This is a genomic window from Pantoea sp. AG702 (assembly GCF_003182295.1).
Classification (GTDB): domain Bacteria; phylum Pseudomonadota; class Gammaproteobacteria; order Enterobacterales; family Enterobacteriaceae; genus Pantoea; species Pantoea ananatis.
On record NZ_QGTU01000001.1, the window covers coordinates 725,510 to 751,643 of the forward strand.

General features: G+C 54.0%; 21 protein-coding genes, 3 tRNA genes and 1 other RNA gene. 12 read left to right on the top strand and 13 right to left on the bottom strand.

Annotated elements, in window-relative coordinates:
* Positions 1-127 precede the first annotated feature (127 nt).
* Entirely contained in the window at positions 128-2,512 is a 2,385-nt protein-coding gene (ppsA, locus tag DFO57_RS03485; RefSeq protein WP_013025589.1) for a phosphoenolpyruvate synthase, read from the top strand.
* A 66-nt stretch (positions 2,513-2,578) separates the two neighbouring features.
* Here the strand turns inward: ppsA and rprA are convergent.
* Together rprA and ydiK are read right to left on the bottom strand one after the other, a co-directional pair.
* Positions 2,579-2,687, bottom strand: an RNA gene (gene rprA, locus DFO57_RS03490) — antisense sRNA RprA.
* A gap of 254 nt (positions 2,688-2,941) precedes the next feature.
* Entirely contained in the window at positions 2,942-4,042 is a 1,101-nt protein-coding gene (gene ydiK, locus DFO57_RS03495; protein ID WP_014605961.1) for an AI-2E family transporter YdiK, read from the bottom strand.
* 208 nt (positions 4,043-4,250) lie between these two features.
* Between ydiK and DFO57_RS03500 the strand changes: the two genes are divergently transcribed.
* Complete coding sequence (locus DFO57_RS03500) at positions 4,251-7,304, top strand: FAD-binding and (Fe-S)-binding domain-containing protein (protein ID WP_110015081.1); 3,054 nt, start codon at positions 4,251-4,253, stop codon at positions 7,302-7,304.
* A gap of 31 nt (positions 7,305-7,335) precedes the next feature.
* Here the strand turns inward: DFO57_RS03500 and DFO57_RS03505 are convergent, their stop codons facing one another.
* Positions 7,336-7,740 carry a hypothetical protein gene (locus tag DFO57_RS03505; RefSeq protein WP_019105314.1) on the bottom strand — a complete coding sequence of 135 codons (405 nt, stop codon included), beginning with the start codon at positions 7,738-7,740 and terminating at the stop codon, positions 7,336-7,338.
* 388 nt (positions 7,741-8,128) lie between these two features.
* On the opposite strand from DFO57_RS03505, the gene sufA reads away from it, so the two are divergent.
* From sufA to DFO57_RS03540, 7 genes are read left to right on the top strand one after another with little or no spacing between them, the layout of a single operon-like run.
* On the top strand, positions 8,129-8,503 hold the full coding sequence (gene sufA, locus DFO57_RS03510; RefSeq protein WP_013025593.1) for a Fe-S cluster assembly scaffold SufA: 375 nt from the start codon (positions 8,129-8,131) through the stop codon (positions 8,501-8,503).
* Between the two features lie 7 nt (positions 8,504-8,510).
* Positions 8,511-10,004: a Fe-S cluster assembly protein SufB gene (gene sufB / locus DFO57_RS03515; RefSeq protein ID WP_013025594.1), complete on the top strand. Its 1,494-nt coding sequence runs from the start codon at positions 8,511-8,513 to the stop codon at positions 10,002-10,004.
* Between the two features lie 46 nt (positions 10,005-10,050).
* Positions 10,051-10,797, top strand: coding sequence for a Fe-S cluster assembly ATPase SufC (gene sufC, locus DFO57_RS03520; RefSeq protein WP_013025595.1), 747 nt, complete (start codon positions 10,051-10,053; stop codon positions 10,795-10,797).
* Positions 10,772-12,049 carry a Fe-S cluster assembly protein SufD gene (gene sufD, locus DFO57_RS03525; RefSeq protein WP_110015082.1) on the top strand — a complete coding sequence of 426 codons (1,278 nt, stop codon included), beginning with the start codon at positions 10,772-10,774 and terminating at the stop codon, positions 12,047-12,049. Before sufC ends, sufD begins: the two co-directional genes overlap by 26 nt.
* Entirely contained in the window at positions 12,049-13,272 is a 1,224-nt protein-coding gene (gene sufS, locus DFO57_RS03530) for a cysteine desulfurase SufS (protein ID WP_029568728.1), read from the top strand. The genes sufD and sufS overlap by 1 nt, the downstream gene beginning before the upstream one ends.
* A 21-nt stretch (positions 13,273-13,293) precedes the next feature.
* Positions 13,294-13,710 (top strand): cysteine desulfuration protein SufE, encoded by a 417-nt coding sequence (gene sufE, locus DFO57_RS03535; RefSeq protein WP_014593602.1) that lies wholly within the window; start codon positions 13,294-13,296, stop codon positions 13,708-13,710.
* Positions 13,711-13,765: 55 nt separating this feature from the next.
* A complete protein-coding gene (locus DFO57_RS03540) occupies positions 13,766-14,746 on the top strand; it encodes a L,D-transpeptidase family protein (RefSeq protein ID WP_013025599.1) in 981 nt (326 codons plus the stop codon).
* Positions 14,747-14,820: 74 nt separating this feature from the next.
* Here the strand turns inward: DFO57_RS03540 and DFO57_RS03545 are convergent, their stop codons facing one another.
* From DFO57_RS03545 to DFO57_RS03570, 6 genes are all read right to left on the bottom strand, one after another.
* Positions 14,821-15,057 carry a major outer membrane lipoprotein gene (locus DFO57_RS03545; protein ID WP_006118977.1) on the bottom strand — a complete coding sequence of 79 codons (237 nt, stop codon included), beginning with the start codon at positions 15,055-15,057 and terminating at the stop codon, positions 14,821-14,823.
* 306 nt (positions 15,058-15,363) lie between these two features.
* A complete protein-coding gene (gene pykF / locus DFO57_RS03550) occupies positions 15,364-16,776 on the bottom strand; it encodes a pyruvate kinase PykF (RefSeq protein WP_013025600.1) in 1,413 nt (470 codons plus the stop codon).
* 346 nt (positions 16,777-17,122) lie between these two features.
* Positions 17,123-17,199 (bottom strand) — tRNA-Val (locus tag DFO57_RS03555).
* A gap of 10 nt (positions 17,200-17,209) precedes the next feature.
* Positions 17,210-17,286: transfer RNA gene (locus tag DFO57_RS03560), tRNA-Val, on the bottom strand.
* A gap of 3 nt (positions 17,287-17,289) precedes the next feature.
* Positions 17,290-17,366 (bottom strand) — tRNA-Val (locus tag DFO57_RS03565).
* Between the two features lie 153 nt (positions 17,367-17,519).
* Positions 17,520-18,893 carry an MATE family efflux transporter gene (locus DFO57_RS03570; RefSeq protein ID WP_014593604.1) on the bottom strand — a complete coding sequence of 458 codons (1,374 nt, stop codon included), beginning with the start codon at positions 18,891-18,893 and terminating at the stop codon, positions 17,520-17,522.
* A 204-nt stretch (positions 18,894-19,097) separates the two neighbouring features.
* Here DFO57_RS03570 and DFO57_RS03575 point away from each other — a divergent pair, with 204 nt between their 5' ends.
* Positions 19,098-19,766, top strand: coding sequence for a riboflavin synthase subunit alpha (locus DFO57_RS03575; protein ID WP_105078593.1), 669 nt, complete (start codon positions 19,098-19,100; stop codon positions 19,764-19,766).
* Positions 19,767-20,060: 294 nt separating this feature from the next.
* On the opposite strand, the gene cfa is transcribed toward DFO57_RS03575, so the two are convergent.
* Together cfa and punC are read right to left on the bottom strand one after the other, a co-directional pair.
* On the bottom strand, positions 20,061-21,209 hold the full coding sequence (gene cfa, locus DFO57_RS03580) for a cyclopropane fatty acyl phospholipid synthase (protein WP_110015083.1): 1,149 nt from the start codon (positions 21,207-21,209) through the stop codon (positions 20,061-20,063).
* A gap of 286 nt (positions 21,210-21,495) precedes the next feature.
* Positions 21,496-22,698, bottom strand: coding sequence for a purine nucleoside transporter PunC (gene punC, locus DFO57_RS03585; protein ID WP_110015084.1), 1,203 nt, complete (start codon positions 22,696-22,698; stop codon positions 21,496-21,498).
* A 108-nt stretch (positions 22,699-22,806) separates the two neighbouring features.
* Between punC and punR the strand changes: the two genes are divergently transcribed.
* A complete protein-coding gene (gene punR, locus DFO57_RS03590; RefSeq protein WP_013025606.1) occupies positions 22,807-23,712 on the top strand; it encodes a DNA-binding transcriptional activator PunR in 906 nt (301 codons plus the stop codon).
* Here punR and purR read toward each other — a convergent pair.
* Complete coding sequence (gene purR, locus DFO57_RS03595; RefSeq protein ID WP_014605954.1) at positions 23,709-24,734, bottom strand: HTH-type transcriptional repressor PurR; 1,026 nt, start codon at positions 24,732-24,734, stop codon at positions 23,709-23,711. The genes punR and purR overlap by 4 nt on opposite strands.
* A 281-nt stretch (positions 24,735-25,015) precedes the next feature.
* Between purR and DFO57_RS03600 the strand changes: the two genes are divergently transcribed.
* Entirely contained in the window at positions 25,016-25,105 is a 90-nt protein-coding gene (locus tag DFO57_RS03600) for a YnhF family membrane protein (RefSeq protein WP_019105306.1), read from the top strand.
* Between the two features lie 64 nt (positions 25,106-25,169).
* Here the strand turns inward: DFO57_RS03600 and DFO57_RS03605 are convergent, their stop codons facing one another.
* Positions 25,170-25,991 carry a C40 family peptidase gene (locus tag DFO57_RS03605; RefSeq protein WP_019105305.1) on the bottom strand — a complete coding sequence of 274 codons (822 nt, stop codon included), beginning with the start codon at positions 25,989-25,991 and terminating at the stop codon, positions 25,170-25,172.
* Positions 25,992-26,134: the final 143 nt, after the last annotated feature.

The following is a 26,134-nucleotide window of genomic DNA, read 5'->3' on the forward strand; positions in this document are numbered from 1 at the left end:
CTGAAACTGTGTCTGAGAATCTGCTTTAACGATTCAACAGATCGTGTTTAATCAGACGTTATGCCAGGCTGGATTTGTTAATAGCAGGATTTTCCATGTGCCCATTCATTAATAAAGGATCAGTTCAATGTCCAATAAAGGCGAACAGCCGTTAGTACTTTGGTACAACCAGCTTGGCATGCATGATGTTGATCGGGTGGGAGGCAAAAATGCTTCTCTGGGTGAGATGATTACCAATTTGTCATCTCTGGGCGTCTCCGTTCCCAACGGTTTTGCGACCACCTCCTGGGCCTTTAATCAGTTTCTTGAGCAGAGCGGTCTGAACCAGCGTATTTATGCTTTGCTGGATGACACCAATATTGATGATGTGGATCAACTGGCGAAGGCGGGTAAGCAGATACGCCAGTGGGTAGTCGAAACCCCGTTCCAGCCTGAACTGGAAGCCGCGATTCTTTCGGCCTATGAGCAGCTCTCTGCCGACGATGCTGAGGCATCCTTCGCCGTGCGCTCATCCGCCACCGCCGAAGATATGCCTGACGCGTCCTTTGCTGGCCAGCAGGAAACTTTCCTGAACGTGCAGGGCATCGAGTCAGTCATGGTGGCAGTGAAACACGTTTATGCCTCACTGTTTAACGATCGCGCTATCTCCTATCGCGTCCATCAGGGTTACGACCATCGCGGCGTGGCGCTGTCGGCGGGGATTCAGCGCATGGTGCGATCCGATCTGGCGTCCTCAGGGGTCATGTTCACCATTGATACCGAATCGGGCTTTGATCAGGTGGTGTTCATTACCGCCGCGTTGGGCCTGGGCGAAATGGTGGTACAGGGCGCGGTGAATCCGGACGAGTTTTATGTGCACAAGCCGACGCTGGCTGCGAAACGTCCCGCTATCGTTCGCCGCAACATGGGCTCGAAAAAGGTGCGGATGGTTTACGCCGACTCGCGTGAACATGGCGAGCAGGTGCGCATCGAAGATGTGGCTGAAGCCGAGCGCGATCGTTTCTGTCTGAGCGATGCCGAAGTGGAGGCGTTGGCCCATCAGGCGGTACTGATTGAGCAACACTACAAGCGCCCGATGGATATTGAGTGGGCCAAAGACGGCCACACCGGGAAGTTATTTATTGTCCAGGCGCGCCCTGAAACCGTGCGTTCCAACGGTCAGGTCATGGAGCGTTACAGCCTGCAGGGACAGGGCAAGGTAGTGATTGAAGGCCGTGCGATTGGTCACCGCATCGGCGCCGGTACCGTCAAGGTCATTCACGATATCAGCGAAATGAACCGCATCGAAAAAGGTGACGTGCTGGTGACCGATATGACCGATCCCGACTGGGAACCGATCATGAAAAAAGCTTCCGCCATTGTGACGAACCGCGGCGGCCGTACCTGCCATGCCGCGATTATCGCGCGTGAGCTGGGCATCCCGGCGGTGGTTGGCTGTGGCGATGCCACGGAGCGGCTGAAAGAGGGACATACCGTTACCGTATCCTGTGCTGAGGGCGATACCGGCTATGTCTACGATGAACTGCTCGACTTCGACGTCACCAGTTCGCAGGTTGATACCATGCCGGACCTGCCGCTTAAAATCATGATGAACGTGGGCAACCCGGATCGCGCGTTCGATTTCGCCTGTTTGCCAAACGAAGGGGTTGGTCTGGCGCGGCTGGAATTTATTATCAACCGCATGATCGGCGTCCATCCAAAAGCGTTGCTGGAGTTCGATCAGCAAACCCCTGAACTGCAGAAGCAGATTCGTCAGATGATGAAAGGTTTTGACGATCCGGTTGAGTTTTACATCGCCCGTCTGACCGAAGGGATCGCGACGCTGGGCGCGGCGTTCGCGCCGAAGCGCGTTATTGTCCGCCTGTCGGATTTTAAAACGAACGAATATGCCAATCTGGTGGGTGGAGAACGTTACGAACCCGAAGAGGAAAACCCGATGCTGGGGTTCCGTGGCGCAGGCCGCTATGTCTCCGAGAGTTTCCGCGACTGTTTCGCGCTGGAGTGCGAAGCGGTGAAGCGCGTACGCAACGAGATGGGGCTGACCAACGTGGAAATCATGGTGCCCTTTGTGCGTACGGTCGATCAGGCTCAGGCGGTGGTAGAGGAATTGGGTCGCCAGGGACTGAAGCGCGGCGAGAACGGGCTCAAGGTCATTATGATGTGTGAAATCCCCTCGAATGCCCTGCTGGCCGAGCAGTTTTTACAACACTTTGACGGTTTCTCCATCGGCTCTAATGATATGACTCAGCTGGCGCTGGGGCTGGATCGCGACTCCGGCGTGGTATCGGCCTTGTTTGATGAGCGTAATGAGGCGGTCAAAGCGCTGCTGTCCATGGCGATTCAGGCGGCGAAAAAACAGGGCAAATACGTAGGAATATGCGGTCAGGGGCCGTCAGATCATCAGGATTTCGCGGCCTGGTTGATGGAGCAGGGCATCGACAGTCTGTCTCTGAATCCGGACACCGTGGTGGAAACCTGGTTAAGCCTGGCGGCGCTAAACAAACCCGCCTGAGGTGATGGATAACCTCCGATGCCAGAAGGCCAGCGCAAGCTGGCTTTTTTTTTTGCTTTTTGACAGGCAAAAAAAAGCCCATCACAGGGGATGGGCAAAGACTACACACAGCAATTCTTTACGCTACTCAGGGGAAATTAGGGCGTTTAGAAATCAGTAACTTGATTTCCAACATAGGAAACATGGTATTCACACGGCTCGCTGGCGTCTTTAAGAATCCTCTTATTAGTTTAAAGGAAATAATATTTTGACGGCTAGGGAGAGCGTTTCGGACCGTTATTATGTTTAGAAAGTAATCATTTTAAGGCGGAAGAGGGGCTAAAGGCGTGAAACATGCGTTTTATCTTAAAGTACGCTAATGAAAAAAAGGCTGGCGATATCTTAATCAGCCAGCCCACTTAACGAGTACTAATCATATAAAAGGAGGGATCAGGGCTTTTGCTCCGGTGATTCACTTACCACGCTTAGCGGATCGGCCTGCGGCGCAGGCACTTCATGCATCCAGACAGAGACCAGTCGGTAAGAGACAGCCAGCACAACGGGCCCGATAAACAGGCCGATCATACCAAACGCGATTAATCCCCCTATAACGCCGGACAGAATCAGAATCAGCGGCAGATCGGCGCCCATACGAATCAGCACCGGCCGCAAAATATTGTCCAGCGTGCCCACAACACAGCTCCAGATCAGCAGTACCGTGCCCCAGGTGGTGTCTCCACTCCAGTAGAGATAAACAATCGCGGGCACCAGCACCAGCAGCGGGCCGATCTGCACCAGGCAGCAGAGGATCATCAACACGGTCAGCAATGTGGCGTAGGGGATACCGGAAACGGCTAACCCGATACCGCCCAGTACGCCCTGCACCAACGCAGTGACGACAACGCCCAGCGCCACCGCGCGTACTGCCTGTCCGGCCAGCAATACGGCAGCATCACCGCGTCGGCCAGCCATGCGCCAGGCAAAATGCCGGATGCCCTGTGCCGCCTGCTCACCGCGCCAGTAGAGCAGTACGCTGAACAACAGCATCACGGCCAGGTGAATCATAAAACGGCCAAAGTGCCCGGCCTGCGCCACAAAAAAACCGGTGGTACGGCCAACATAAGGTTGTAACTTCGCCATGATCGCTGCGCCGCCGCCCGCCACCAGTTTCTGGTAACTGGCATACAGTTTCTCACCCACCATGGGAATATCGTTGAGCCAGCTCAGAGTGGGTAACATATGTCCCTGAGTCGCCCAGGCGATGACCGGTGCGCTGTTATCTATCAGGCTGTTAACCAGCAGGGCAACCGGGATGATAAACAGCAGGAGCAGCAGGATAGTCATCACAATGACCGCCAGCGAACGCCGCCCCCACAGCAGGCGCTGTATCTTCAGCATCAGGGGCCAGGTGGCAATAACCACCATGCTTGCCCAAGCGAAGCCCAATATGAATGGCTGGACAACCCACAAGCACGCGGCGATCAGGAGTAAAATAAAAATCAGGGTAAATAACATCTGGGGAAGATCAATCTGCCGTTCCAGGCTTTTCATCTTGTGCGTTACCTCATTGGAATTCGTCAACTCAGGGGATGACGCTGCCCCGTAATCATGGGCTATTTCAGGGCGTTTAAACAGGCTTGTAAAGAAAAGGTTTCAGCCCTTCCTGAAAAAACGACAGCGTGGTGGGAAATGTGATAAAACTGAGGATTAAAGCAAGATACAGACGCAAACCAACACAACATCTTTGGTCACATACTCCATGATCCCACAGATTTCTCAGGCACCGGGTCTTATCCAGCGGGTGCTGACATTTCTTGAAACCCTCAAAGCGCAGGGTTTCACCGGCGATACCGCCACCAGCTACGCCGACAGACTTTCGCTTTCAACCGATAACAGCATCTATCAGCTCCTGCCCGATGCGGTGCTTTTCCCGCGCTCGACGGCAGACGTGGCACTGATAGCCCGACTGGCGGGTGAAGCGGCGTTCTCCAGTCTGGTCTTCACCCCGCGCGGTGGCGGCACCGGGACCAACGGTCAGTCGCTCAATCAAGGCATCATTGTGGATATGTCGCGCCACATGAACCGCATCCTGGAAATCAATACCGAACAACGCTGGGTGCGCGTCGAGGCTGGGGTAGTCAAAGATCAACTTAATGCGTACCTGAAACCTTTTGGATTCTTCTTTTCACCGGAGCTCTCCACCAGTAACCGCGCCACCCTGGGCGGCATGATTAACACGGATGCATCCGGTCAGGGCTCGCTGGTCTACGGTAAAACCTCTGACCATGTTTTAGGGCTCAGGGCCGTGCTGCTCGGCGGCGATATTCTGGATACCCGACCGGTGCCTACCGCGCTGGCTGAAAATCTGGCGCAAACGCCCACGCCTGAAGGCCGAATTTATCAGCAGGTGCTCACCCGCTGCCGTGAGCATCGCGAACTGATTCTGGAGAAGTTTCCTAAGCTCAACCGCTTCCTGACCGGTTACGACTTGCGCCACGTGTTTAGCGATGACATGCAGACCTTTGACCTGACGCGGCTGCTGTGTGGTGCAGAGGGAACGCTGGCGTTTATCAGCGAAGCCCGTCTGGATATCACGCCGCTGCCCAAAGTCCGGCGCGTGGTTAATATTAAATATGACGCCTTCGATTCTGCGCTTCGCAATGCCCCCCTGATGGTCGAGGCGCAGGCGCTGTCGGTGGAAACGGTTGACTCGAAAGTGCTCAATCTGGCGCGGGAAGATATTGTCTGGCACTCCGTGCGCGAGCTGATTACGGCTATCCCGGATAAAGAAATGTTAGGGCTGAATATCGTTGAGTTTGCCGGGGATGATGCCGGGCAAATCGATCGGCAGATCACACAGCTTTGCGCCCGTCTGGATACGTTGATGACGCAGCAGCAGGGCGGGGTGATCGGCTATCAACTCTGTGACGATCTGGACGGTATTGAACGCATCTATAACATGCGTAAAAAGGCGGTGGGCTTACTCGGTAATGCCAAAGGCCGTGCCAAACCGATCCCCTTTGTTGAAGATACCGCCGTTCCACCTGAACACCTTGCCGACTATATTGTTGAGTTTCGCGCGCTTCTGGACAGCCATGGTCTGAGTTATGGCATGTTCGGTCACGTGGACGCCGGCGTGCTGCATGTCCGTCCGGCCCTGGATATGTGCGATCCCCATCAGGAAATGATGATGAAGCAAATTTCCGATGAGGTGGTTGCCTTAACGGCACGTTATGGTGGCCTGCTGTGGGGAGAACATGGCAAGGGATTCCGCGCGCAGTACAGTCCGGCCTTTTTTGGCGAAACGCTGTTTAACGAGCTGCGCCGCATTAAAGCGGCCTTCGATCCCCACAATCGTCTCAATCCCGGTAAGATTTGTACGCCTTTCGATAGCGAGGCGGCGATGATGCAGGTAGATGCGACGAAACGGGGCAGCTACGATCGTCAGATCCCCCTTCAGGTACGAGAAACCTGGCGCGGTGCGCTTGAGTGCAACGGTAACGGATTGTGCTTTAACTTCGATGCCCGCAGTCCGATGTGCCCGTCAATGAAAATCACCCGTAACCGCATTCACTCGCCGAAGGGGCGCGCGACCTTAACGCGGGAATGGCTTCGGTTGCTGGCAGAGCAGGGCGCCGAGCCGGTGATGCTGGAGAAAAAGCTGCCGGAAAGTTCCCTGTCGCTTCGCGCGCTGATAAGCAGAATGCGCAATACCTGGTATGCCAATAAAGGGGAATATGATTTTTCGCATGAGGTGAAAGAGGCGATGTCCGGCTGCCTGGCCTGTAAAGCCTGCTCGACCCAGTGCCCCATAAAAATTGACGTTCCGGCCTTCCGCTCGCGTTTTTTACAGCTTTACCATACACGCTATTTGCGCCCGCTCAGCGACCATCTGGTGGCGGGCGTAGAAAGCTACGCGCCCCTGATGGCGAAAGCACCGGGGGTGTTTAACTTTTTCCTGAAACAGCCTTGGGCGACCTCATTCAGTAAGACACACATTGGCATGGTCGACCTGCCTTTATTGTCCTCGCCCACGCTCAAGCAGCAGTTGAGTGGTCATCCGGCGATGAATATGACGCTGGAGCAGCTCGAAGCGCTCAGTGAAACACAGCGAGCCCAAAAAGTGCTGGTGGTGCAGGATCCCTTTACCAGTTTCTATGAAGCCAAACTGGTACATGATTTTATCCGACTGATTGAGAAACTGGGATACCAGCCCGTTCTGCTGCCGTTCTCACCCAACGGCAAAGCGCAGCATGTGAAAGGCTTTTTGCAACGCTTTGCGCGTACGGCCAGTAAAACAGCCGATTTCCTGAATTGCGTGGCTAAGCTGGGCATGCCGATGGTGGGGATCGATCCGGCAACGGTGCTCTGTTACCGCGATGAGTATCACCAGATGTTGGGCGAGGCCCGTGGCGATTTCAACGTGCTTCTGGTACATGAGTGGCTCCATCAGGCGCTGCAGGAACGTGAGGTGCAGGTCACCAGCGGAGAAGCATGGTATCTGTTTGCTCACTGTACCGAAGTGACCGCTCTGCCGGGCACGCCCGGTCAGTGGCAGGCGATCTTCTCACGCTTCGGCGCAAAGCTTGAAAACATCAATGTGGGCTGTTGCGGCATGGCCGGCACCTACGGTCATGAGAGCCAGAACCTGGAGAACTCCCTGGGAATTTATGCGCTGTCATGGCATCCGCAATTGCAGAAACTGCCGCGCCAGCGCTGCCTGGCAACCGGTTTTTCCTGCCGCAGTCAGGTCAAGCGCGTGGAGGGCAACGGCATGCGTCATCCTCTTCAGGCACTGCTAGAGTTAATCTGAAAAGGTGAGGCGACGCCGGACGCAGGTTGGATTAGAATATCCAGCCTGCGTGCCTGACGAATTCACTCTGCAATACGGTGGCTTGTTCCCATTCACCGGTTATCGCGAGTTGATGACACAGCTGAGTCAGGGAGAGTCGCGCCAACTGGTAAGCCTGGATGCGAAACAGCCGGTCACGATCCGGGTTTTGCATCTCCTCGACCAGCCGGTGGTGAAGTTTGCCCATGGCATGCAGATAACTCAGGTCATCGCCGTTCAACTGGCAGATCTCTGCCATGTCTAAACAGGTATCGTTAAACTGACGCAGTTGCTGAATCGTACATTCAGCCCGGTTGAGTTTGGCCTGTGCCAGGTAAAAATCAACGGTGAGATCGCGAACCGAAAAACGGTATTCATCTAGTTTATGTTGAAGCCAGGCTGAAACCGATAACGACATAACGCGCCTCAATGTTGAATGATAATAATTATCATATTCAACTGGAGCGGGAATGCAATTCCCCGGCAAGAAATTTTTTTCGATTTATCTCACCTGTCGGTATAATCGGAAATAACAATCTGTTTACATGCCAGAAAGGCGTAACCTATCAATACAGGCATTATCGTAAAGGTGCCATTTAAAAATTTACGATTTATTAACAGGTTACAGAACCCGAATTCAGCGGGCGCTCGTCGATGCAAGCCTGGCTGCAGCGACTATGCTTAAGAAATGAGCTGTAAAAATAGCATCTTATGATTATCCCTGCAAAACAAGAGGTTGAAGTGATTTGTCAGATCACTACCATAGGGGGATAGCCTGAAAAGGTCCGGACTCAAGAGGTATCAACATGTCATCCGTGAATGCAGACTCTTTCTCACCCGACGAGTATGTGTGGAAAGGGTTAACGCTGACTGAAACCGCAGCGAAACAAATTCTAAATCTGGCCGCAGAAAACCCAGAAGTCAAGGGCCTGCGTTTAGCAATTAAACAATCCGGCTGTGCCGGTTTTGGTTATGTAATGGATCTGGTGAAGCAGCCAGAAGAGGATGATCTGCAGTTTAGCTACTACGGCGCAACCTTGTTTGTGCCGCTTCAGGCAATGCCGTTTATCGATGGCACCGAAGTGGATTATGTTCGCGAAGGCCTGAATCAGATTTTTAAATTCAATAACCCTAAAGCTCAGCACGCCTGCGGGTGCGGTGAAAGCTTTGGCGTCGAGTAAGTGAAATATGTCACGACACAGCGAAACATCTGACGATGTACAAATGTGGGAAGGTAAGCTCAATTATAAAGAGGGCTTCTTTACCCAATTGCAAACCGAAGAATTTGCCAACGGCATCAATGAAGATGTGGTACGGGCAATTTCGGCTAAGCGTAACGAGCCAGAGTGGATGCTGGAGTTTCGTCTTAAAGCCTTTCGTGCCTGGCTGGAAATGGAAGAGCCGCACTGGCTGAAAGCGCATTACGAAAAGCTGGATTATCAGGACTACAGTTACTACTCCGCGCCATCGTGCGGAAACTGCGATGACACCTGTGCGTCTGAACCGGGCGCGACCCAGGCATCGGGCAGCGCCCCGGCCAGTGATTATCTGACGCAGGAAGTTGAGAACGCGTTTAATCAGTTGGGCGTTCCGGTACGTGAAGGTAAAGAAGTGGCCGTTGACGCCATCTTCGACTCCGTATCCGTATCCACGACCTATCGCAGCAAGCTGGCCGAGCAGGGAATTATCTTTTGCTCCTTTGGCGAAGCGATCCACGATCATCCAGAGCTGGTGAAAAAGTACCTGGGTACCGTGGTGCCACCCAATGATAACTTTTTTGCCGCGTTGAACTCTGCGGTAGCCTCCGACGGTACTTTCGTCTACATCCCGAAAGGGGTGCGTTGCCCGATGGAGCTGTCTACCTATTTCCGCATTAACGCTGCGAAAACCGGTCAGTTCGAACGTACGATTCTGATTGCAGATGAAGACAGCTACGTGAGCTACATCGAAGGCTGTTCCGCGCCCGTGCGTGACACCTACCAGCTGCACGCTGCGGTGGTAGAGGTCATCATTCATAAGAACGCGGAAGTGAAATATTCCACCGTTCAGAACTGGTTCCCGGGCGGTGAAGGCGAGGGCGGTATCCTCAACTTCGTCACCAAGCGCGCCCTGTGCGAAGGGGATTACAGCAAAATGTCGTGGACGCAGTCGGAAACCGGCTCGGCCATTACCTGGAAATATCCAAGCTGTATCCTGCGTGGCGATCACTCCGTGGGCGAGTTCTACTCGGTGGCACTGACCAGCGGACGCCAGCAGGCGGACACCGGTACCAAGATGATCCACATCGGCAAAAATACGAAGTCGACGATTATCTCTAAAGGTATTTCGGCCGGGAAAAGCCAGAATACCTACCGTGGCCTGGTAAAAATCATGCCCACGGCCACCAACGCACGTAACTTTACGCAGTGCGATTCTATGCTGATTGGTCCGGATTGTGGCGCGCATACGTTCCCGTATGTTGAAACCCGTAACAATACCGCTCAGCTGGAGCACGAAGCCACCACCTCACGTATCGGCGAAGATCAGATGTTCTACTGTCTGCAACGCGGCATCAGTGAAGAAGATGCGATTTCGATGATCGTGAACGGTTTCTGTAAAGACGTATTCTCTGAGCTGCCGCTGGAATTTGCAGTGGAAGCGCAAAAACTGTTAGCCATCAGCCTTGAGCACAGTGTGGGCTGATTGACGCCGTCACACGCGTTGCCGGAAGCAATGTGAAGGAATAAGCATGTTAAGTATCAAAGATTTACAGGTTAGCGTTGAAGACAAAGCGATTTTACGTGGTCTGAACCTTGAGATTAAGCCCGGCGAAGTTCATGCCATCATGGGACCGAACGGTTCGGGTAAGAGTACGCTGTCTGCGACCCTGGCCGGACGTGAAGACTATGAAGTCACCGGCGGTTCCGTAACCTTTAAGGGCAAAGATCTGCTGGAGCTGGAACCTGAGGAACGTGCAGGCGAAGGCATCTTTATGGCTTTCCAGTACCCGGTTGAAATCCCCGGCGTCAGCAACCAGTTTTTCCTGCAGACCTCCGTGAATGCGGTGCGCAAATACCGTCAGCAGGACGAGCTGGATCGCTTTGATTTCCAGGACTTCATTGAAGAAAAAATCGATCTGCTGAAAATGCCAGAAGATCTGCTGACGCGTTCCGTTAACGTAGGCTTCTCCGGTGGTGAGAAGAAGCGTAACGATATTCTGCAGATGGCGGCGCTGGAACCCGATCTCTGCATTCTGGATGAAACCGACTCCGGTCTGGACATCGATGCCCTGAAAATCGTCGCCAATGGTGTAAACAGCCTGCGTGACGAAAAGCGTGCATTTATCATCGTAACCCACTATCAGCGTATTCTGGACTACATCAAGCCAGACTTCGTACACGTGCTGTATCAGGGTAAAATCGTAAAATCAGGCGATTTCTCGCTGGTGAAACAGTTGGAGGAGCAGGGCTATGGCTGGCTTACCGACGAAGAGTGATACCGCGCTGCAACAGTGGCACCACCTGTTTGAATCACGCGGTGAAATGCGTTCAATGCAGGCTCAGCAGCACTGGCAGCAGTTAATGCGTTTGGGCTTGCCCACCCGCAAACATGAAAACTGGAAATACACGCCGCTGGATGGCCTGCTGGCGCATCACTTCGTGTTGCCTGAGGCGCACGAGCTCAGCGCTACGCAGGTTGATGCGCTGTCGCTCCCGCTGGATGCCGTACGTCTGGTTTTTGTCGACGGAAGATTCCAGCCTGCGCTGAGTAGCGGCGATACCGAACTGTTCGAGATTCAGCACAGCGTTGCGGCCGAGCGCCGCGATCTGCCTGCCGCCGTGCAGCCGGAGATTTTTCTGCACCTGACCGAAAGCCTGGCTGAAGAAGTCACGCATATTCGGCTGGCGCGTGGCAAGGCGGCGGCACGTCCGCTTTATCTGCTGCACATCACCAGCGGCAAAGACGACGGCATGAACACGGTGCATCATCGTCATCATCTGCAACTGGAAGAAAGCGCAGAAGCGGAAGTGATTGAGCACTTTGTCACGCTAAACGACAGCGCGCATTTTACCGGCGCCCGTTTCACCTTTGCCGTTGCGGACAATGCCAGGCTTCGTCACACCAAGCTGGCTTTTGAGAGCAGCAAAAGCTATCACTTTGCCCATAACGACATGGTGATCAACCGCGATGCGCAGGTGACCAGCACCAGCTTCTTACTGGGTGCTGGCCTGAGCCGTCACAATACCAGTACGCAACTGAACGGTGAGAACACCCAGCTGTCGCTGAACAGCCTGGTGCTGCCGGTGAATCAGGAAGTGGCGGATACCCGCACCTATCTTGAACACAACAAAGGCCACTGCCTGAGTCGCCAGATGCATAAAACCATCGTGCGTGATAAAGGCCGTGCGGTGTTTAACGGTCACATCAAAGTCGCGCAGCACGCACTCAAAACTGACGGACAGATGACCAATAACAACCTGTTGTTAGGTCGTCTGGCGGAAGTGGATACCAAGCCGCAGCTGGAAATTTACGCGGATGACGTGAAGTGCAGCCACGGGGCGACCGTAGGCCGTATTGATGACGAGCAGATGTTCTACCTGCGTTCTCGCGGCATTGAACAGGACGCGGCGCAGACCATGATCATCCATGCCTTTGCTGCCGAGTTAACCGAAACGCTGGATAACCCAATTCTGCGCCAGGCTGTGCTGCAGCGCATCGCGCAGCGCTTCCCGGGAGGCGACTCATGATGAACTTCGATCTCGAGCGTATCAGGGCGGATTTTCCCATCCTGAAGCGTGAGGTCAACGGTCATCCGCTGGCCTACCTTGACAGCGCCGCCAGCGCACAGCGTCCTCTGTCGGTCATAAATGCCGAAAGTCATTTCTACCAGCACGGCTACGCGGCCGTGCACCGCGGTATTCACACGCTCAGCCAGCAGGCGACCAGCGATATGGAAAACGTTCGCGAACAGGTGGCACGTTTTCTCAATGCATCGTCGTCGGAAGAGATTGTTTTTGTAAAGGGTACGACGGAAGGGATCAATCTGGTCGCCAACAGCTGGGGCGGCAGTCAGCTTCAGCCTGGTGATAATCTGATTATCACGCAGATGGAGCACCATGCGAATATCGTGCCCTGGCAGATGGTGGCAGAGCGCTGCGGTGCCGAGATCCGGGTGCTGCCGCTGACCGACAACGGTGAGCTGGCGCTGGACCAACTGGCTGGTTTGATCGACAGCCGGACCCGCTTACTGGCGGTGACGCACGTTTCAAACGTGCTGGGCACGGTTAACCCGGTGAAAGCGATCGTCGCGCAGGCCAGAGCGGCTGGCGTCGTCACGCTGATTGACGGGGCTCAGGCTGTGATGCATAACACCGTTGACGTGCAGGACATCGACTGCGACTTCTATGTCTTCTCCGCCCACAAGCTCTATGGCCCGAACGGCATTGGCGTACTTTATGGCCGCAAGGCGCTTCTGGATGCCATGCCGCCATGGGAAGGTGGTGGCTCGATGATTGGTGAAGTCCTGCTGCCAACCGGCACCACCTGGAATACGGCGCCCTGGCGTTTTGAGGCCGGTACGCCAAACACCGGCGGCATTATTGGGCTGGGTGCGGCGCTGGACTATGTGCAGGCGCTGGGTCTGGATACGATTCATCAGCGTGAAACCGCATTGATGAACTATGCCCTTGATAAACTCTCATCCGTACCTGATATTCAGATTTACGGTCCGCAGCAGCGCGCAGGCGTGATTGCTTTTAACCTTGGCAAACACCACGCGTTTGACGTCGGCAGCTTCCTTGATCAGTACGGTATTGCGATTCGCACCGGACATCATTGCGCAATGCCGTTACTGCGCCACTATCAGGTGCCGGCGATGTGCCGTGCTTCCTTCACCTTCTACAACAGTGAAGAAGAGGTCGATCGCCTGGCGGCCGGCCTGACGCGTATTCATCGTCTGCTGGGCGGTTGAGCAGAGTAAACGGAGTGATTAATGGCGACGTTGCCAGAAAAAGAGAAACTGGTGCGCAACTTCAACCGTTGCGCCAACTGGGAAGAGAAGTACCTCTACATCATTGAATTGGGTGCCAAACTTCCGGAATCATCTGAAACACTGCATCAGCCCGAATATGCCATTACGGGCTGCCAGAGCCAGGTGTGGATCAAGATGACACCGCAGGCAGATGGCACCATCGGCTTTGAAGGTGACAGTGATGCAGCCATTGTTAAGGGATTGATAGCTATCGTATTTAGTCTCTATCAAAACCTGCAGCCCGCTGACATTGTGGCGCTGGATGTGCGCCACTGGTTCAGCGAACTGGCCCTGGTTCAGCACCTCACGCCAACGCGTTCGCAGGGGCTGGAAGCGATGATTAAGTCAATTCGCCATACCGCTCAGAACCTCAGCTAAGATACACTTCAAAGACGCCATCCGGCGTCTTTTTACTATCTGACGAGAAAACCGCATGAAACCTGCTTTGCGTTTAGCTGGTGCATTGCTGCTGACCTGTTTTGGGCTCTCTGCACCCGTTTTTGCCACGGAATACCCGTTACCGCCCGCCGACAGCCGCCTGATTGGTGAGAATGTGGTGACCCAGGTACCGGATAACAAACGTCCTCTTGAAGAGATTGCTGCGCGTTATCAGGTCGGGCTGCTGGGCATGTTGGAAGCGAACCCCGGTACCGATCCCTGGTTACCGAAACCGGGCACCCAGTTGACCATTCCTCTGCAGATGATTCTTCCGGACACGCCGCGTGAAGGCATTGTGGTGAACCTGGCCGAACTGCGGTTGTACTATTATCCAAAGGGCGAAGACAAGGTTATCGTGTATCCCATTGGCATTGGTCAGATGGGTATCGTCACGCCCATTATGGTGACCAGCATCAGCCAGAAAATACCCAATCCTACGTGGACGCCCACGGCGAATATCCGCAAGCGCTATGCCAAAGAGGGCATCACGCTGCCCGCCGTCGTGCCAGCAGGCCCGGATAACCCCATGGGGCTGCATGCGCTGCGTATGGCGCGTGGAACAGGCCAGTATCTTATCCACGGCACCAATGCCAATTTTGGTATCGGTATGCGCGTCAGTTCAGGCTGTATTCGTTTACGTACCGAGGATATCGAAGCGCTGTTCAATAGCGTGCCGGTAGGGACGCGGGTACAGATTATTAACCAACCGGTAAAATTCAGCGTTGAACCGGATGGTAAGCGCTACGTTGAGGTGCATCAGCCGCTGTCACGTAATGAGAAGGAGGATCCGCAAACGGCTCCGTTAGCGCTCAGTGCGGACTTCAGATCCTTTATGAAGAGCGAGAAGAGTGACAGAGCGTTGATTAAAGCCACGCTGACGCGTCGCTCAGGCATGCCTGTGCTGGTCAGTGCGGGTGAGCCGATACAGGATGAGGCTGCGGCCTCTGCGTCATCCCAGCGCGCTGTGGGCGAGTAGGGCGGACGTCGTTATCCCGAACTGCAGACAAAAAAAATGGTGCCACAAGGGCACCATTTTTAAAACCAGAACTCTTACTTACGGTAAGAGTGAGCCTGGTTGTCCAGACGCTGGTTAGCGCGAGCTGCGTCATCTTTAGCAGCCTGAACGTCAGAACGCACTGCGTTCACGTCGTTGCTCAGCTGGTCAACTTTAGCGTTCAGAGTCTGAACGTCTGAAGACAGCTGGTCGATTTTAGCGTTGCTTGAGCAACCAGCCAGCAGAGTTGAACCCAGGATTACCGCGCCCAGTACCAGTTTAGTACGATTCATTATTTATACCCTCTAGATTGAGTTAATCTCCATGTAGCGTTACAAGTATTACACAAAGCTTTTTAACTTGAGAATAATTTTTTGATAAGAACATGCTTAAACATGATCGTTCGCTCAAAGAAGCAGCGAATTGAAGAACAACATAAAAAAATTTAGCTAAAACAGAGAGATTTAATCGGATTAACCTTAATTTGCAGCGCATTTTTATTGTCATTACGCGCTGGCTTTTTCCTGAATCTGTATTATGAAGACAATAAAAAAGCGCCTTTGAAGGCGCTTTTTAAAAAAGAGGCGTTAAACGCGATATTACAGAACGTGTACCGACGCCGTATTGGTCGTTCCGCTGGGTACCAGCGCACCTGAAACCAGCACAACAACATCACCTTTCTGAGCAAAACCGCTTTCCAGCGCCGCTTCTTTACCCAGGTGATAGAAATCATCGGTAGAGGCGATTTCGCTGACCATACGTGTCTCGATCCCTTTGCTCAGAATCAACTGGCGCGCCGTGGTGGCGTTGGTGGTCAGTGCCAGGATGGTTGCATTAGGGAAGTACTTACGCACGGCCTTGGCTGATTTACCGCCTTCTGTGGCGACTACAATCAGCGGCGCTTCCAGTTTTTCGGCTGTCTCAACGGCACCGCGGCAAACGGCTTCGGTAATGCGCAGCTTACGGCTGTCATTCTGTCCGTCGATGCGTGGCTTCATCACGCGGTCGGTACGCTCACAGATGGTCGCCATGATGGTGACCGACTCCAGCGGATAGCGGCCTTTCGCGCTCTCGCCAGACAGCATCACCGCATCCGTTCCATCCAGAATGGCGTTAGCCACGTCGCCAGCTTCAGCGCGGGTTGGACGCGGGTTCTTGATCATGGAATCCAGCATCTGCGTCGCGGTGATGACAACTTTGCGGGCTTTATTACATTTTTTAATCATCATCTTCTGCGCGAAGATCACTTCTTCAACCGGGATTTCAACGCCCAGATCGCCACGCGCAACCATGATGCCGTCAGAGGCTTCGAGAATTTCGTCGAAGTTATTCAGGCCTTCCTGGTTTTCAATCTTGGAGATGATTTGAATGTTTTCGCCACCGTGCTGCTTCAGGTGTTCACGAATTTCCAGTACGTCTGAACGTTTACGAATAAACGAGGCTGCAACAAAATCCACGCCTTGCTCACAACCAAAAATCAAGTCGCGTTTGTCTTTCTCTGCCAGGGCAGGCAGCTGGATGGAAACGCCAGGCAGGTTAACGCCTTTGTTTTCGCCCAGATCGCCGTTGTTCAGCACTTCACACACAACGCTGTTCTCAGTGACTTCGGTGACCTGCATGCCGATCAGACCATCGTCGACCAGTACAGTGTTACCAATTTTGAGATCGTTCGCGAAGCCTGAGTAGGTCACGGCAACACGCTCGTTGTTACCAATCACGCTCTGGTCGGTGGTAAAGGTAAAGGTTTGACCGGCTTTCAGTGACACATCGTTGCCACCTTCCAGCTTCATGGTGCGGATTTCCGGCCCTTTGGTATCCAGCAGGATAGCCGCAGGAATGCCGGTTTTTTTCGTCACGGCACGCATGTTGGTAATACGCTGACCGTGTTCTGCATAGTCACCGTGAGAGAAGTTAAGACGCATGACGTTCATGCCTGCTTCAAGCAGCTGAGTCAGCATCTCTTCGGATTCGGTTTTTGGGCCGATTGTACAAACGATCTTAGTCTTTTTCATGACGGGTTATCTGTAAGTTGTGATGGATGAAAAACAGGATTTCGATGACAGTGCACCGAAATGAGAACTCTGGTTGAAATCGAAAAGGGCAGTACAGGATAAGAATAGGTGACGAAGGCCAGGCGTGCAGGGAAGTTGCGTGGTTAGCTTGGTTAACCACCGGGACGTTGTTGCGCAAACAATCTTTATTATCGTCATAAGCACGTAGTCGCTGAAACCTTTCAAGTAGGACAACGCGGCCAGTATAATCACTAAGTATGCGAAAACCAATCGAAAAACAGTACGTAAAGGTAATGTAAATCAAGAAAAGGGTTGTTGCGCAAAAGAAGAAAGGACGTAAAAAGAGTGGTGCGCTCTAATGGACTCGAACCATCGACCCCCACCATGTCAAGGTGGTGCTCTAACCAACTGAGCTAAGAGCGCATATCAAATTTGGTGCGTCCGAGTGGACTCGAACCACCGACCCCCACCATGTCAAGGTGGTGCTCTAACCAACTGAGCTACGGACGCACTTGGTGCGCTCTAATGGACTCGAACCATCGACCCCCACCATGTCAAGGTGGTGCTCTAACCAACTGAGCTAAGAGCGCAACACGCTGTCAGGGCGACAGCGGGGACGAATATTAACGGCAGCGTAAGAGGCTGGCAAGGGGAAAAACGCAAATTTGCCAATGAATGAACATCATCTGCGCGATGCGCCGTTTTTTTGAACGTAACGGGCCTTTTCGGGCCCGTTCAGCGAGTTAGCGAGATGCGCGCGTAAGAATTAATTCCGCAGGAAGCTGCTGCAAACGTCGCACGCGCCACAGCATCATAACGGCGGCCGACGTCAGGCCAACGATAAATCCACACCAGAAGCCGGCTGGCCCCATGCGCGGCACCACCCAGTCGGTCAGTGCCAGGATGTAACCAGAAGGTAAACCCAGCAACCAGTAAGCGATAAAGGTAATGAAGAAAATCGATCGCGTATCTTTATAACCGCGCAAAATTCCGCTGCCGATCACCTGAATAGAATCCGAAATCTGGTAAATCGCAGCCAGCATCATCAGTTGCGCAGCCAGCGTGACCACCGCGGGATTGTCGTTATAAAGCTGGGCAATTTGATGGCGAAAGGTCACGGTAAAAATGGCCGTAATCACCGCCATGCTGACGCCAACGCCCTGCGCGGTCCACGCGGCGACCCGCGCCTGCTCTGTCGAGCCCTGACCCAGCCGATAGCCAACGCGAATGGTGGCGGCAACGCCCATCGACAGCGGCAGGACAAACATCAGCGAACTGAAGTTCAGGGCAATCTGGTGCCCGGCGACGTTAACAATCCCCAACGGCGAGACTAACAGGGCCACCACGGCAAACAGGGTCACTTCAAAAAACAGCGCCAGCGCGACCGGCAAACCCAACCCTGTGAGACGTTGCAGGATAACGCGTGAAGGCGCTGACCAGCGGCTCTCTACGCGAATGTCTCGCATACTGCGCATCCGTCGTACCCAAAAACGCATGCAGAAGAACATGGCCCAGTACACCGAGGCCGTCGCCACGCCACAGCCTACGCCGCCCAGCGCCGGCATGCCGAAATGGCCGTAGATAAAAATGTAGTTCAGCGGGATATTCAGCATCAGCCCAAGAAAACCCAGCACCATCGCGGGCTTGGTTTTGGAGAGCCCCTCGCACTGGTTACGCATAACCTGAAAAAACAGGTAGCCTGGCGCGCCAAACAGCAGGGCATGCAGATAGCCCTCGGCCTTTTCTGCCAGCAGCGGATCGATATCATGCATCGAGCGGATAACATACCCGGCATTCCACAGCACCAGCATGATGAGCAGAGAAAGGAAAAACGCCAGCCAAAAGCCCTGACGAAGTTGTTCAGCGATTCGCTCACGGCGACCTGAACCATTAAGTTGCGCAATGGTGGGCGTCAATGCCAGTAAAACACCATGACCAAACAGGATGGCGGGAAGCCAAATGGACGTGCCAACAGCAACGGCGGCCATATCCGTGGCGCTGACGGCGCCGGCCATAATGGTATCTACAAATCCCATCGCGGTTTGCGCCACCTGAGCCAGGATAACGGGGATCGCGAGGGCCAGCAATTGACGCGCTTCTGTTAAATACTTCTGCACGTAAACACCTGACTTATCTGATTAATAAAGAAATGAGGACTGCTTCAGATGAAGCAGGGCTTAGTGTAACTGGCGCGACCGATTTCTCCAATCTTTGTCACGCAATGCGTTTTGGACTTGTGCCGCCTGTCTCTCAGGCTGTTGAAACCTAACACTTAAGCATGGCTGTGTTAAACTGGCACAAATTTCGTAGAGGCAAAGACTATGTTTACCGGTATTGTGCAGGGCACCGCAGAAATCGTGTCCATTGAAGATAAAGGTCTGTTTCGCACCCATGTGGCCAGGCTTCCTGCTGACCTGTTGCCGGGTTTAGCGCTGGGCGCATCGGTTGCCCATAACGGTTGCTGCCTGACCGTCACCGAAATCAACGGCGATCTGGTGAGTTTTGACCTGATCAAAGAAACTCTGCGCGTGACCAATCTTGGTGATCTCAGGCAGGGCGATGTGGTGAATATCGAGCGGGCGGCAAAATTCAGCGATGAAATTGGCGGCCACCTGATGTCCGGCCACATCATGACCACGGCTGAAATCTGCAAAATTGTCCGCTCTGAAAACAACCGCGAAGTCTGGTTTAAAATTCAGGATCCTTTGCAGATGAAATATATCCTGCACAAAGGATTTGTGGGCATCGACGGTATCAGCCTGACCGTAGGCGACGTGACCAAAACAAAATTCTGCGTTTATCTTATCCCCGAGACGCTGGAGCGAACCACTCTCGGCGCCAAAACCTTTGGCGACAGAGTCAACATCGAAATCGATCCCCATACTCAGGCTATTGTGGACACGGTGGAGCGCGTCCTGGCCCAGCGTGAAGATGCCGCGCTCAGGGCACTGGCAGAGCAGGCCGATCAGCCCGAAACGGATCGGGATTAACAGCGGTAAATAGCGGTAAATAACGCCAGCCGTGACCAAAGCGTTGCCCACAGGCCAGCAGGTTGCCGTGTCGCCCGCCGTCTTCCGGGACGACTCACGGCTGTGCGGTGTCAACTGCCCGGGCGAAAACGCCCGGCGCGAATGTGCTGCAGCCCTGGACTGCGGTTTAAGATCGCCATTTTCCCGTCTGCGAAGGTGGGGGCAGGCAGATAACGCGGCAACCGGGGTTACCGGCTGCCGTCCGCGTTCGGTCCGGACAATATCGACCTTGCCACGGCGCATAAACGGGCGCAATCATCGCGCCACCCGCAATCCCCCCTCAACGCCACGGCTGAAGACAACCTGCCAGAGCTGAATCTCACGGGCGCGAAACGCGCCGGCGCAGGCGTTCAGGTAGTAGGAGAACATGCGTCGGAAACGTTCTTCATAACGTCCGGTCAGGTCAGGCCAGGCACGCTGGAAACGCTCATGCCAGGCCATCAGCGTGGTGTCGTAGTCAGCGCCGAAGTTGTGCCAGTCTTCCATAATGAAATGCGGTTCGCTGACGTCGGCAATATGGCGTAAAGAAGGCAGGCAGCCATTCGGGAAAATATACTTGCCGATCCACGGATCGACGTGCATATCCGTTTTGAGCGCGCCAATGGTATGCAGCAGAAAAATCCCGTCTGGCTTGAGGTTGCGATTGACCGTGGCAAAGTAGGTTGGGTAGTTTTTCGGCCCCACGTGTTCGAACATCCCCACCGAGACAATGCGGTCAAACTGCTGATTCAGATCGCGATAATCCTGAAGCAGGATAGTGACATCCAGCCCTTCGCAGCGTTGCTGCGCCAGCTTTTGTTGTTCTGCAGAGATCGTCACGCCCTGTACGCTGACGCCATAGTTTCTTGCTGCATAAGCCGCCAGACCGCCCCAGCCACAGCCAATATCCAGCAAGGTCATACCGGGTTTCAGTTGCAGCTTGCGACAGATCATGTCCAGTTTGGCTTCCTGTGCCGCCTCAAGCGTCGTGGCGTCTTTCCAGTAGCCGCAGGAGTATTGCATGTAAGGATCGAGCATCAGGGTAAAAAGGTCATTACCCAGATCATAGTGCGCTTTGCCGACTTGCCAGGCCCGTTTTTTCGACTGCAGGTTAACCAGGCGGGCCAGCGCAATGCGCACGATATCCTGCACGTGATGAGGAAGCTGCTCATCAAGCTTATGTTTCAACGCCCGATGAAAAAACATATCCAGCCTTTCGCACTCCCACCAGCCGTCCATATAACTTTCGCCCAGCCCCAGGGAGCCCTTTTGCAGGACGCGTTTAAAAAAATCGGGATGTTTAACCTGAATGTCCCATGGGCGGGAACCGTTGATTTCGATGTCTGCTTTTTGCAATAACTCATGAACGATACGGTACCAATGGTTTCGTTCGATATTCACTTCTGCTACACATGTTGAACTCATAGCCACTCCATCACCAGAACTGTCAGAACCTGAGAAAGAGCAGGAGCCGTTTCTCAGGATTATGAGAAAAGTCACAGATGACGCCTTGCGCCAGACAACCTTAAGCGTACAGAGAAAGGGTGCAATGCAGGGGCCGGCAGAGTGCATTTGCCCACAAAGACACCTTCACAGCGATGAGGCTGCGTCAAACATTGTTATTATGATGGTACGGCGAATCAGGGCCCGGCACAGGAGGCGCTGGCGGGCCCGTCACGTATTGATCACTCAGACGACAAAAGTCGTTGCCTCAGTTATTATCCTGGCAGGGATGTGCCGTTGAGGCAATATCAGTTTGTGCGCCGGTGCGGCGCTGCATCTGATAGCCTGCCAGCGCCAGTACAATCGTCACCGCCATGATGAGCGTTGTGGTGAACAGCGCCTGGGTCAGGCCCGCCGATACGGCCAGGCTGGCGACAAAGCACAGGCCCAGCTGCAGCGTGTTCTGAAGGGCGGCGGCTCTGCCGGTCGCATGGGGGAAGGGCAGAAGTGCACTGGATACGACGATGGGATAAATCGCCCCGTTCGCCAGCGCCATGCCGCAAAACGGCACCAGCAAAGCGGTGAGTGAAACCGAGCCTGACAGGGCGACGGCAAACAGGGCCAGTACGCTAAGGCTATAGACGATGAGCAGCCATGGCAGCAACTGCGCCCCTTTGAAACGGTTAAGGAGCGCACGGCAGCCAAAACCGCCGACTAAGAAAGCAATGGTCTGCGGAATATAGCTTAAGCCGATATCAGCAGGCGACAGGCCAATCGCTGCCAGAATAAACGGTGATCCGGTCAGCCAGGCAAAAAAGCTGGCCGAGCAGGCAGAATACATCAGGACGTTACCGCTGTAGACGCGTGAACGCAGCAGCGTCATAAAACCGGGCTGTGACGGGGCCGGGCGGCGCGCTGTTCGTACCGATGGCAGGCGCAGCGTAATCAGGATCAGGGCCGCGGCAATCACGGTCAGAACGACAAAAATTGAGCGCCAGTGAAAATGGCTAATCAGCCAGGCACCCAGCAGCGGGGCCAGCGCAGGAGACAGTGCGACCAGCGGCATAATAGTGGCAAAGACTTTATTTGCACGTGACTGAGGATAGCGATCGACCACCAGGGCCTGCCAGCTCACGGCAGCCGCGCACACGCCGATGGCCTGAATGAAGCGCAGCACCAGCATCAGTACCACGTCGTCCACCCACAGCATCCCCGCACAACCCAGCGCAAACAGGCTCAGTCCTGCCAGCAATACCGGTTTGCGGCCAATACGATCTGACAGCGGTCCCCATACCAGCTGACCACAGGCAAAACCCGCCAGGAACAGGCTCATACTGGCGCTGATCATCCCGGCGGAGGTGTTAAAACTTTGCTGCATGGCCCCGAAGGCGGGCAGGTACATATCGGTGGCCAGAAAGCCCAGCATACTAAGCACGGCAAGATAGGGAATGAATCCTTTAGAAGCTGACATCTGATTCTCATTTTTTGCAGGATAAACGCGGGGCAGTGTAAAAGCTGTACTTCATACTGTGAAACGGTAAAATTTGCCTGTTGCTGTTAAAAAATTTAAAGGCAGGATATGTGGTCTGAATATGCGCTTGAAGTGGTTGATGCGGTCGCGCGTGGCGGCAGTTTCAGTGCTGCGGCCCAGGAGTTGCACCGTGTGCCTTCTGCCATCAGCTATACCGTTCGCCAGCTTGAAACCTGGCTGGCGGTACCGCTGTTTGAACGGCAGCACCGGGAGGTCGTTTTGACACCTGCGGGCGAACATTTTGTGCGAGAAGGCCGCAGCGTCATCAAAAAAATGGATGCCACGCGCCGTCAGTGCCAGCAACTGGCCAACGGCTGGCGAGGGCAAATCGCGATTGCGGTGGACTGCATTGTGAAACCGCACCGAACCCGTCAGTTCGTCAGGGATTTCTACCGCCACTTTCCGGATATGGAGCTCCACATCAGTTATGAAGTGTTTAACGGCGTATGGGATGCGCTGGCTGACGGAAGAGTCGAGGTCGCAATAGGCGCGACTCAGGCGATTCCGGTGGGCGGGCGGTTTGCTTTCCGCGATATGGGAACTCTGAACTGGCGCTGCATCGTCGCGCGGGAACATCCGTTAACCCAGGTCGCCCGGCTGGATGATGAGGCGTTGCGCAACTGGCCTTCGCTGGTGCTGGAAGACACCTCGCGTGCATTACCGCGCCGTATGACCTGGGCTCTGGATAATCAACGCCGACTGGTGGTGCCTGAATGGCAGACCGGGCTGGACTGCGTCCGGGCCGGGCTGTGCGTCGCAATGGTGCCGGGGCACTTAGCCCGCCCGCTACTGGACAGCGGCGAAGTGACCGAACTTAACTTGCCCCAGCCTTTTCCAGAAAGTCCCTGCTGCGTCAGTTGGGCGGAAGATCGCGCATCACCGGCATTGGGCTGGTTGCTCAATTACCTGGGTGATGCGCAAACGCTCAATCAGGAGTGGTTGAGCGAGGATTAACGACGGTAGTCGCGATAGGGACCGTAGCCTACAGAGCGTCGCTCAATCAGTGTCGGATGCACTTCGATGGTTTGCGACTCTTCACGCTTGCTGGTAATGCGGTCCAGCAACATTTCCAGAGCCTTCTCCCCCAGTTGCGCTTTTGGCTGGTGCACGGTAGTGAGTGCAGGCGTGAAATAGCGTGCGTTGCGCACATTATCGTAGCCAATCACCGAAATATCCTGCGGGACGCGCAGGCCCATTTCATCGGCGGCACAGATAGCGCCCATGGCCATAATATCGCCACCGCAGAACACCGCGCTTGGGCGCTGCTTCTGCGACAGAATTTGCTGCATAGCCTGATACCCGGATTCAGGCTCGAAATCGCCCTGCACAATCCACTCTGAACGCGGCTGAATACCGGCTTCTTCCAGCGCCTTGAGGAAACCGGCATGACGGCCACCACCGGTGTTACGTTCCATTTGCCCTGGAATGGCGCCAATATCGCGATGCCCGCGTTCGATGAGGTAGCGGCCGGCCAGATAACCGCCCTGAAACGCATTATCCAGCACCGTGTCAGTAAAATCGGCACGGGATTCGCCCCAGTCCATGACCACCATGGGAATATTGCGGTTGGCTTCCAGCATTTGCAGCAAATCATCCGGGTACTCAGAACACATGACCAGCAGCCCATCGACGCGCTTCTGCGCCATCATCGAGAGGTAGGCACGCTGTTTTTGCAGGTCGTTATGCGCGTTGCCTAAAATCAGGGTGTAGCCTTTATCAAAGCAGTGATTCTCCACGGCTTCAATAATTTCAGCGAAATAGGGCGCCTCGCTGGAGGTGGCCAAAAGGCCCAGCGTTTTGGTGTGATTCACCTTCAGGCTGCGTGCTACGGCGCTGGGTGAATAATGTAATTCCCGAATCGCTTCCCAGACCGCTTCGCGGGTATCTTCTGCGACAAAGCGCGTCTTATTGATGACGTGAGAAACGGTTGTGGTAGAGACGCCTGCACGTTTCGCCACATCTTTAATTGTTGCCATGAAAATCGAACTCCCGGGCTTATCTAACCTGTTGATAAGCATGTTGTTAAACGTTTGCGTCAGCGGACGGTTATTTCTGCAAAAAAAAACGTTTTTCTGACCGGTTATGGGGCATCGGGGCAGGAAATAACGGTTGAAAAGGGTGCTGACGCAACCGATGTTGCGCGCTGTTGCGCAACAAAGAGGGGATTCTAACAAGGCTGCACGGATAAAACGAGATTTTTACCCACGCGTGTGGGAAAATGCTTAACCCCTACTAAAATTGTGCCTAAGGAGTTGTGATGAGTACCGATCTGAAACTGTCATTGATGACCACGGCGGCTGCACTGTTGATGATTATTGCGTTCAGCTTTACCGCCATTCTGAACTAATAAAAATGCCGGGAAGGTTTCCCTGTCCCGGCTGCGTTCCGTCGGTATGACGGAGGAGTGACGTTTAGCGAACGGTTTTTGGCGTCATGACGCGACGCGCGCCAATATAGTGGCGCTGCCAGTAATCTTCGCTTAACGCACTGATTTGAATGTCCTTTCCGGTACGCGGTGACTGAATAAATTTACCGTTACCCAGGTAAACACCCACGTGGTCGGCCGTGCCACGTCCGTTGATGCGGAAAAACACCAGATCGCCTTTCTCCAGTGCTTCCCGATTCACCGGCGCGGCATCCCGCAGGTGATACATTTCATTTGCAGTACGCGGAATTTTAAATTTCACCACATCTTTGTAGGCGTACCACACCAGGCCGCTGCAGTCGAAACCGGTATGCGGCGATTTTCCGCCCCACTGGTAGCGCTTGCCCAGCTGTCCCATCAGTTTTGCCATCGCCGTTTCACGTGCTTTTTGATAGCGCTGACGGTGTGCGTTGCTCATTTTGATGGTGCCGGTATCCTTGCTGTTCGCTTTCGCCACCTTCACCGCGCGTTGATGACCATAGCGTTTCTTGCTGGTGGCATTGGCCGCCACTTTTTTTGTGAGCTTCTTGTGTGAATCAGTCGCTTTGGTCAGGGTTTTGTGAGAGGCAACCGCGTGAGAGGGATTTTTACTGGTTTTAAGCGTTTTGCTGGATTTCTGCTCTGCGGAGGAACGGCTTTTTTTCGCCGAAGCTTTAACCGTGCGTCGCTTGCGCCGCTCATCTTCGCGCGCACTTTTTTTCTCTACCTTATGCAAGCTGGCCTTAACCGGCGCCTGCGGTGATGCAGAGGCGACGTTAAAGAACAGTTGCGCAAAAGCCAGAATAAGAAGCGTAATAATTGAACGCATAGTCCGTTTACTGGTTAAGCTGTCAGGTTCAACAGATATCTGACAAGGTTAAGAAAAATCTGATCAACGATCAGCGCCGAAGACATTCTAGTCCAGTTTTTTTTAAAACAGTAAGTCCTTTTTTTATTAATTAATAACTTGGG

Coding starts and splice junctions, on each gene's coding strand:
- ppsA (WP_013025589.1), top strand. CDS start 128: ATGTCCAATAAAGGCGAACAGCCGTTAGTACTTTGGTACAACCAGCTT.
- ydiK (WP_014605961.1), bottom strand. CDS start 4,042: ATGAAAAGCCTGGAACGGCAGATTGATCTTCCCCAGATGTTATTTACC.
- DFO57_RS03500 (WP_110015081.1), top strand. CDS start 4,251: ATGATCCCACAGATTTCTCAGGCACCGGGTCTTATCCAGCGGGTGCTG.
- DFO57_RS03505 (WP_019105314.1), bottom strand. CDS start 7,740: ATGTCGTTATCGGTTTCAGCCTGGCTTCAACATAAACTAGATGAATAC.
- sufA (WP_013025593.1), top strand. CDS start 8,129: ATGTCATCCGTGAATGCAGACTCTTTCTCACCCGACGAGTATGTGTGG.
- sufB (WP_013025594.1), top strand. CDS start 8,511: ATGTCACGACACAGCGAAACATCTGACGATGTACAAATGTGGGAAGGT.
- sufC (WP_013025595.1), top strand. CDS start 10,051: ATGTTAAGTATCAAAGATTTACAGGTTAGCGTTGAAGACAAAGCGATT.
- sufD (WP_110015082.1), top strand. CDS start 10,772: ATGGCTGGCTTACCGACGAAGAGTGATACCGCGCTGCAACAGTGGCAC.
- sufS (WP_029568728.1), top strand. CDS start 12,049: ATGAACTTCGATCTCGAGCGTATCAGGGCGGATTTTCCCATCCTGAAG.
- sufE (WP_014593602.1), top strand. CDS start 13,294: ATGGCGACGTTGCCAGAAAAAGAGAAACTGGTGCGCAACTTCAACCGT.
- DFO57_RS03540 (WP_013025599.1), top strand. CDS start 13,766: ATGAAACCTGCTTTGCGTTTAGCTGGTGCATTGCTGCTGACCTGTTTT.
- DFO57_RS03545 (WP_006118977.1), bottom strand. CDS start 15,057: ATGAATCGTACTAAACTGGTACTGGGCGCGGTAATCCTGGGTTCAACT.
- pykF (WP_013025600.1), bottom strand. CDS start 16,776: ATGAAAAAGACTAAGATCGTTTGTACAATCGGCCCAAAAACCGAATCC.
- DFO57_RS03575 (WP_105078593.1), top strand. CDS start 19,098: ATGTTTACCGGTATTGTGCAGGGCACCGCAGAAATCGTGTCCATTGAA.
- cfa (WP_110015083.1), bottom strand. CDS start 21,209: ATGAGTTCAACATGTGTAGCAGAAGTGAATATCGAACGAAACCATTGG.
- punC (WP_110015084.1), bottom strand. CDS start 22,698: ATGTCAGCTTCTAAAGGATTCATTCCCTATCTTGCCGTGCTTAGTATG.
- punR (WP_013025606.1), top strand. CDS start 22,807: ATGTGGTCTGAATATGCGCTTGAAGTGGTTGATGCGGTCGCGCGTGGC.
- purR (WP_014605954.1), bottom strand. CDS start 24,734: ATGGCAACAATTAAAGATGTGGCGAAACGTGCAGGCGTCTCTACCACA.
- DFO57_RS03600 (WP_019105306.1), top strand. CDS start 25,016: ATGAGTACCGATCTGAAACTGTCATTGATGACCACGGCGGCTGCACTG.
- DFO57_RS03605 (WP_019105305.1), bottom strand. CDS start 25,991: ATGCGTTCAATTATTACGCTTCTTATTCTGGCTTTTGCGCAACTGTTC.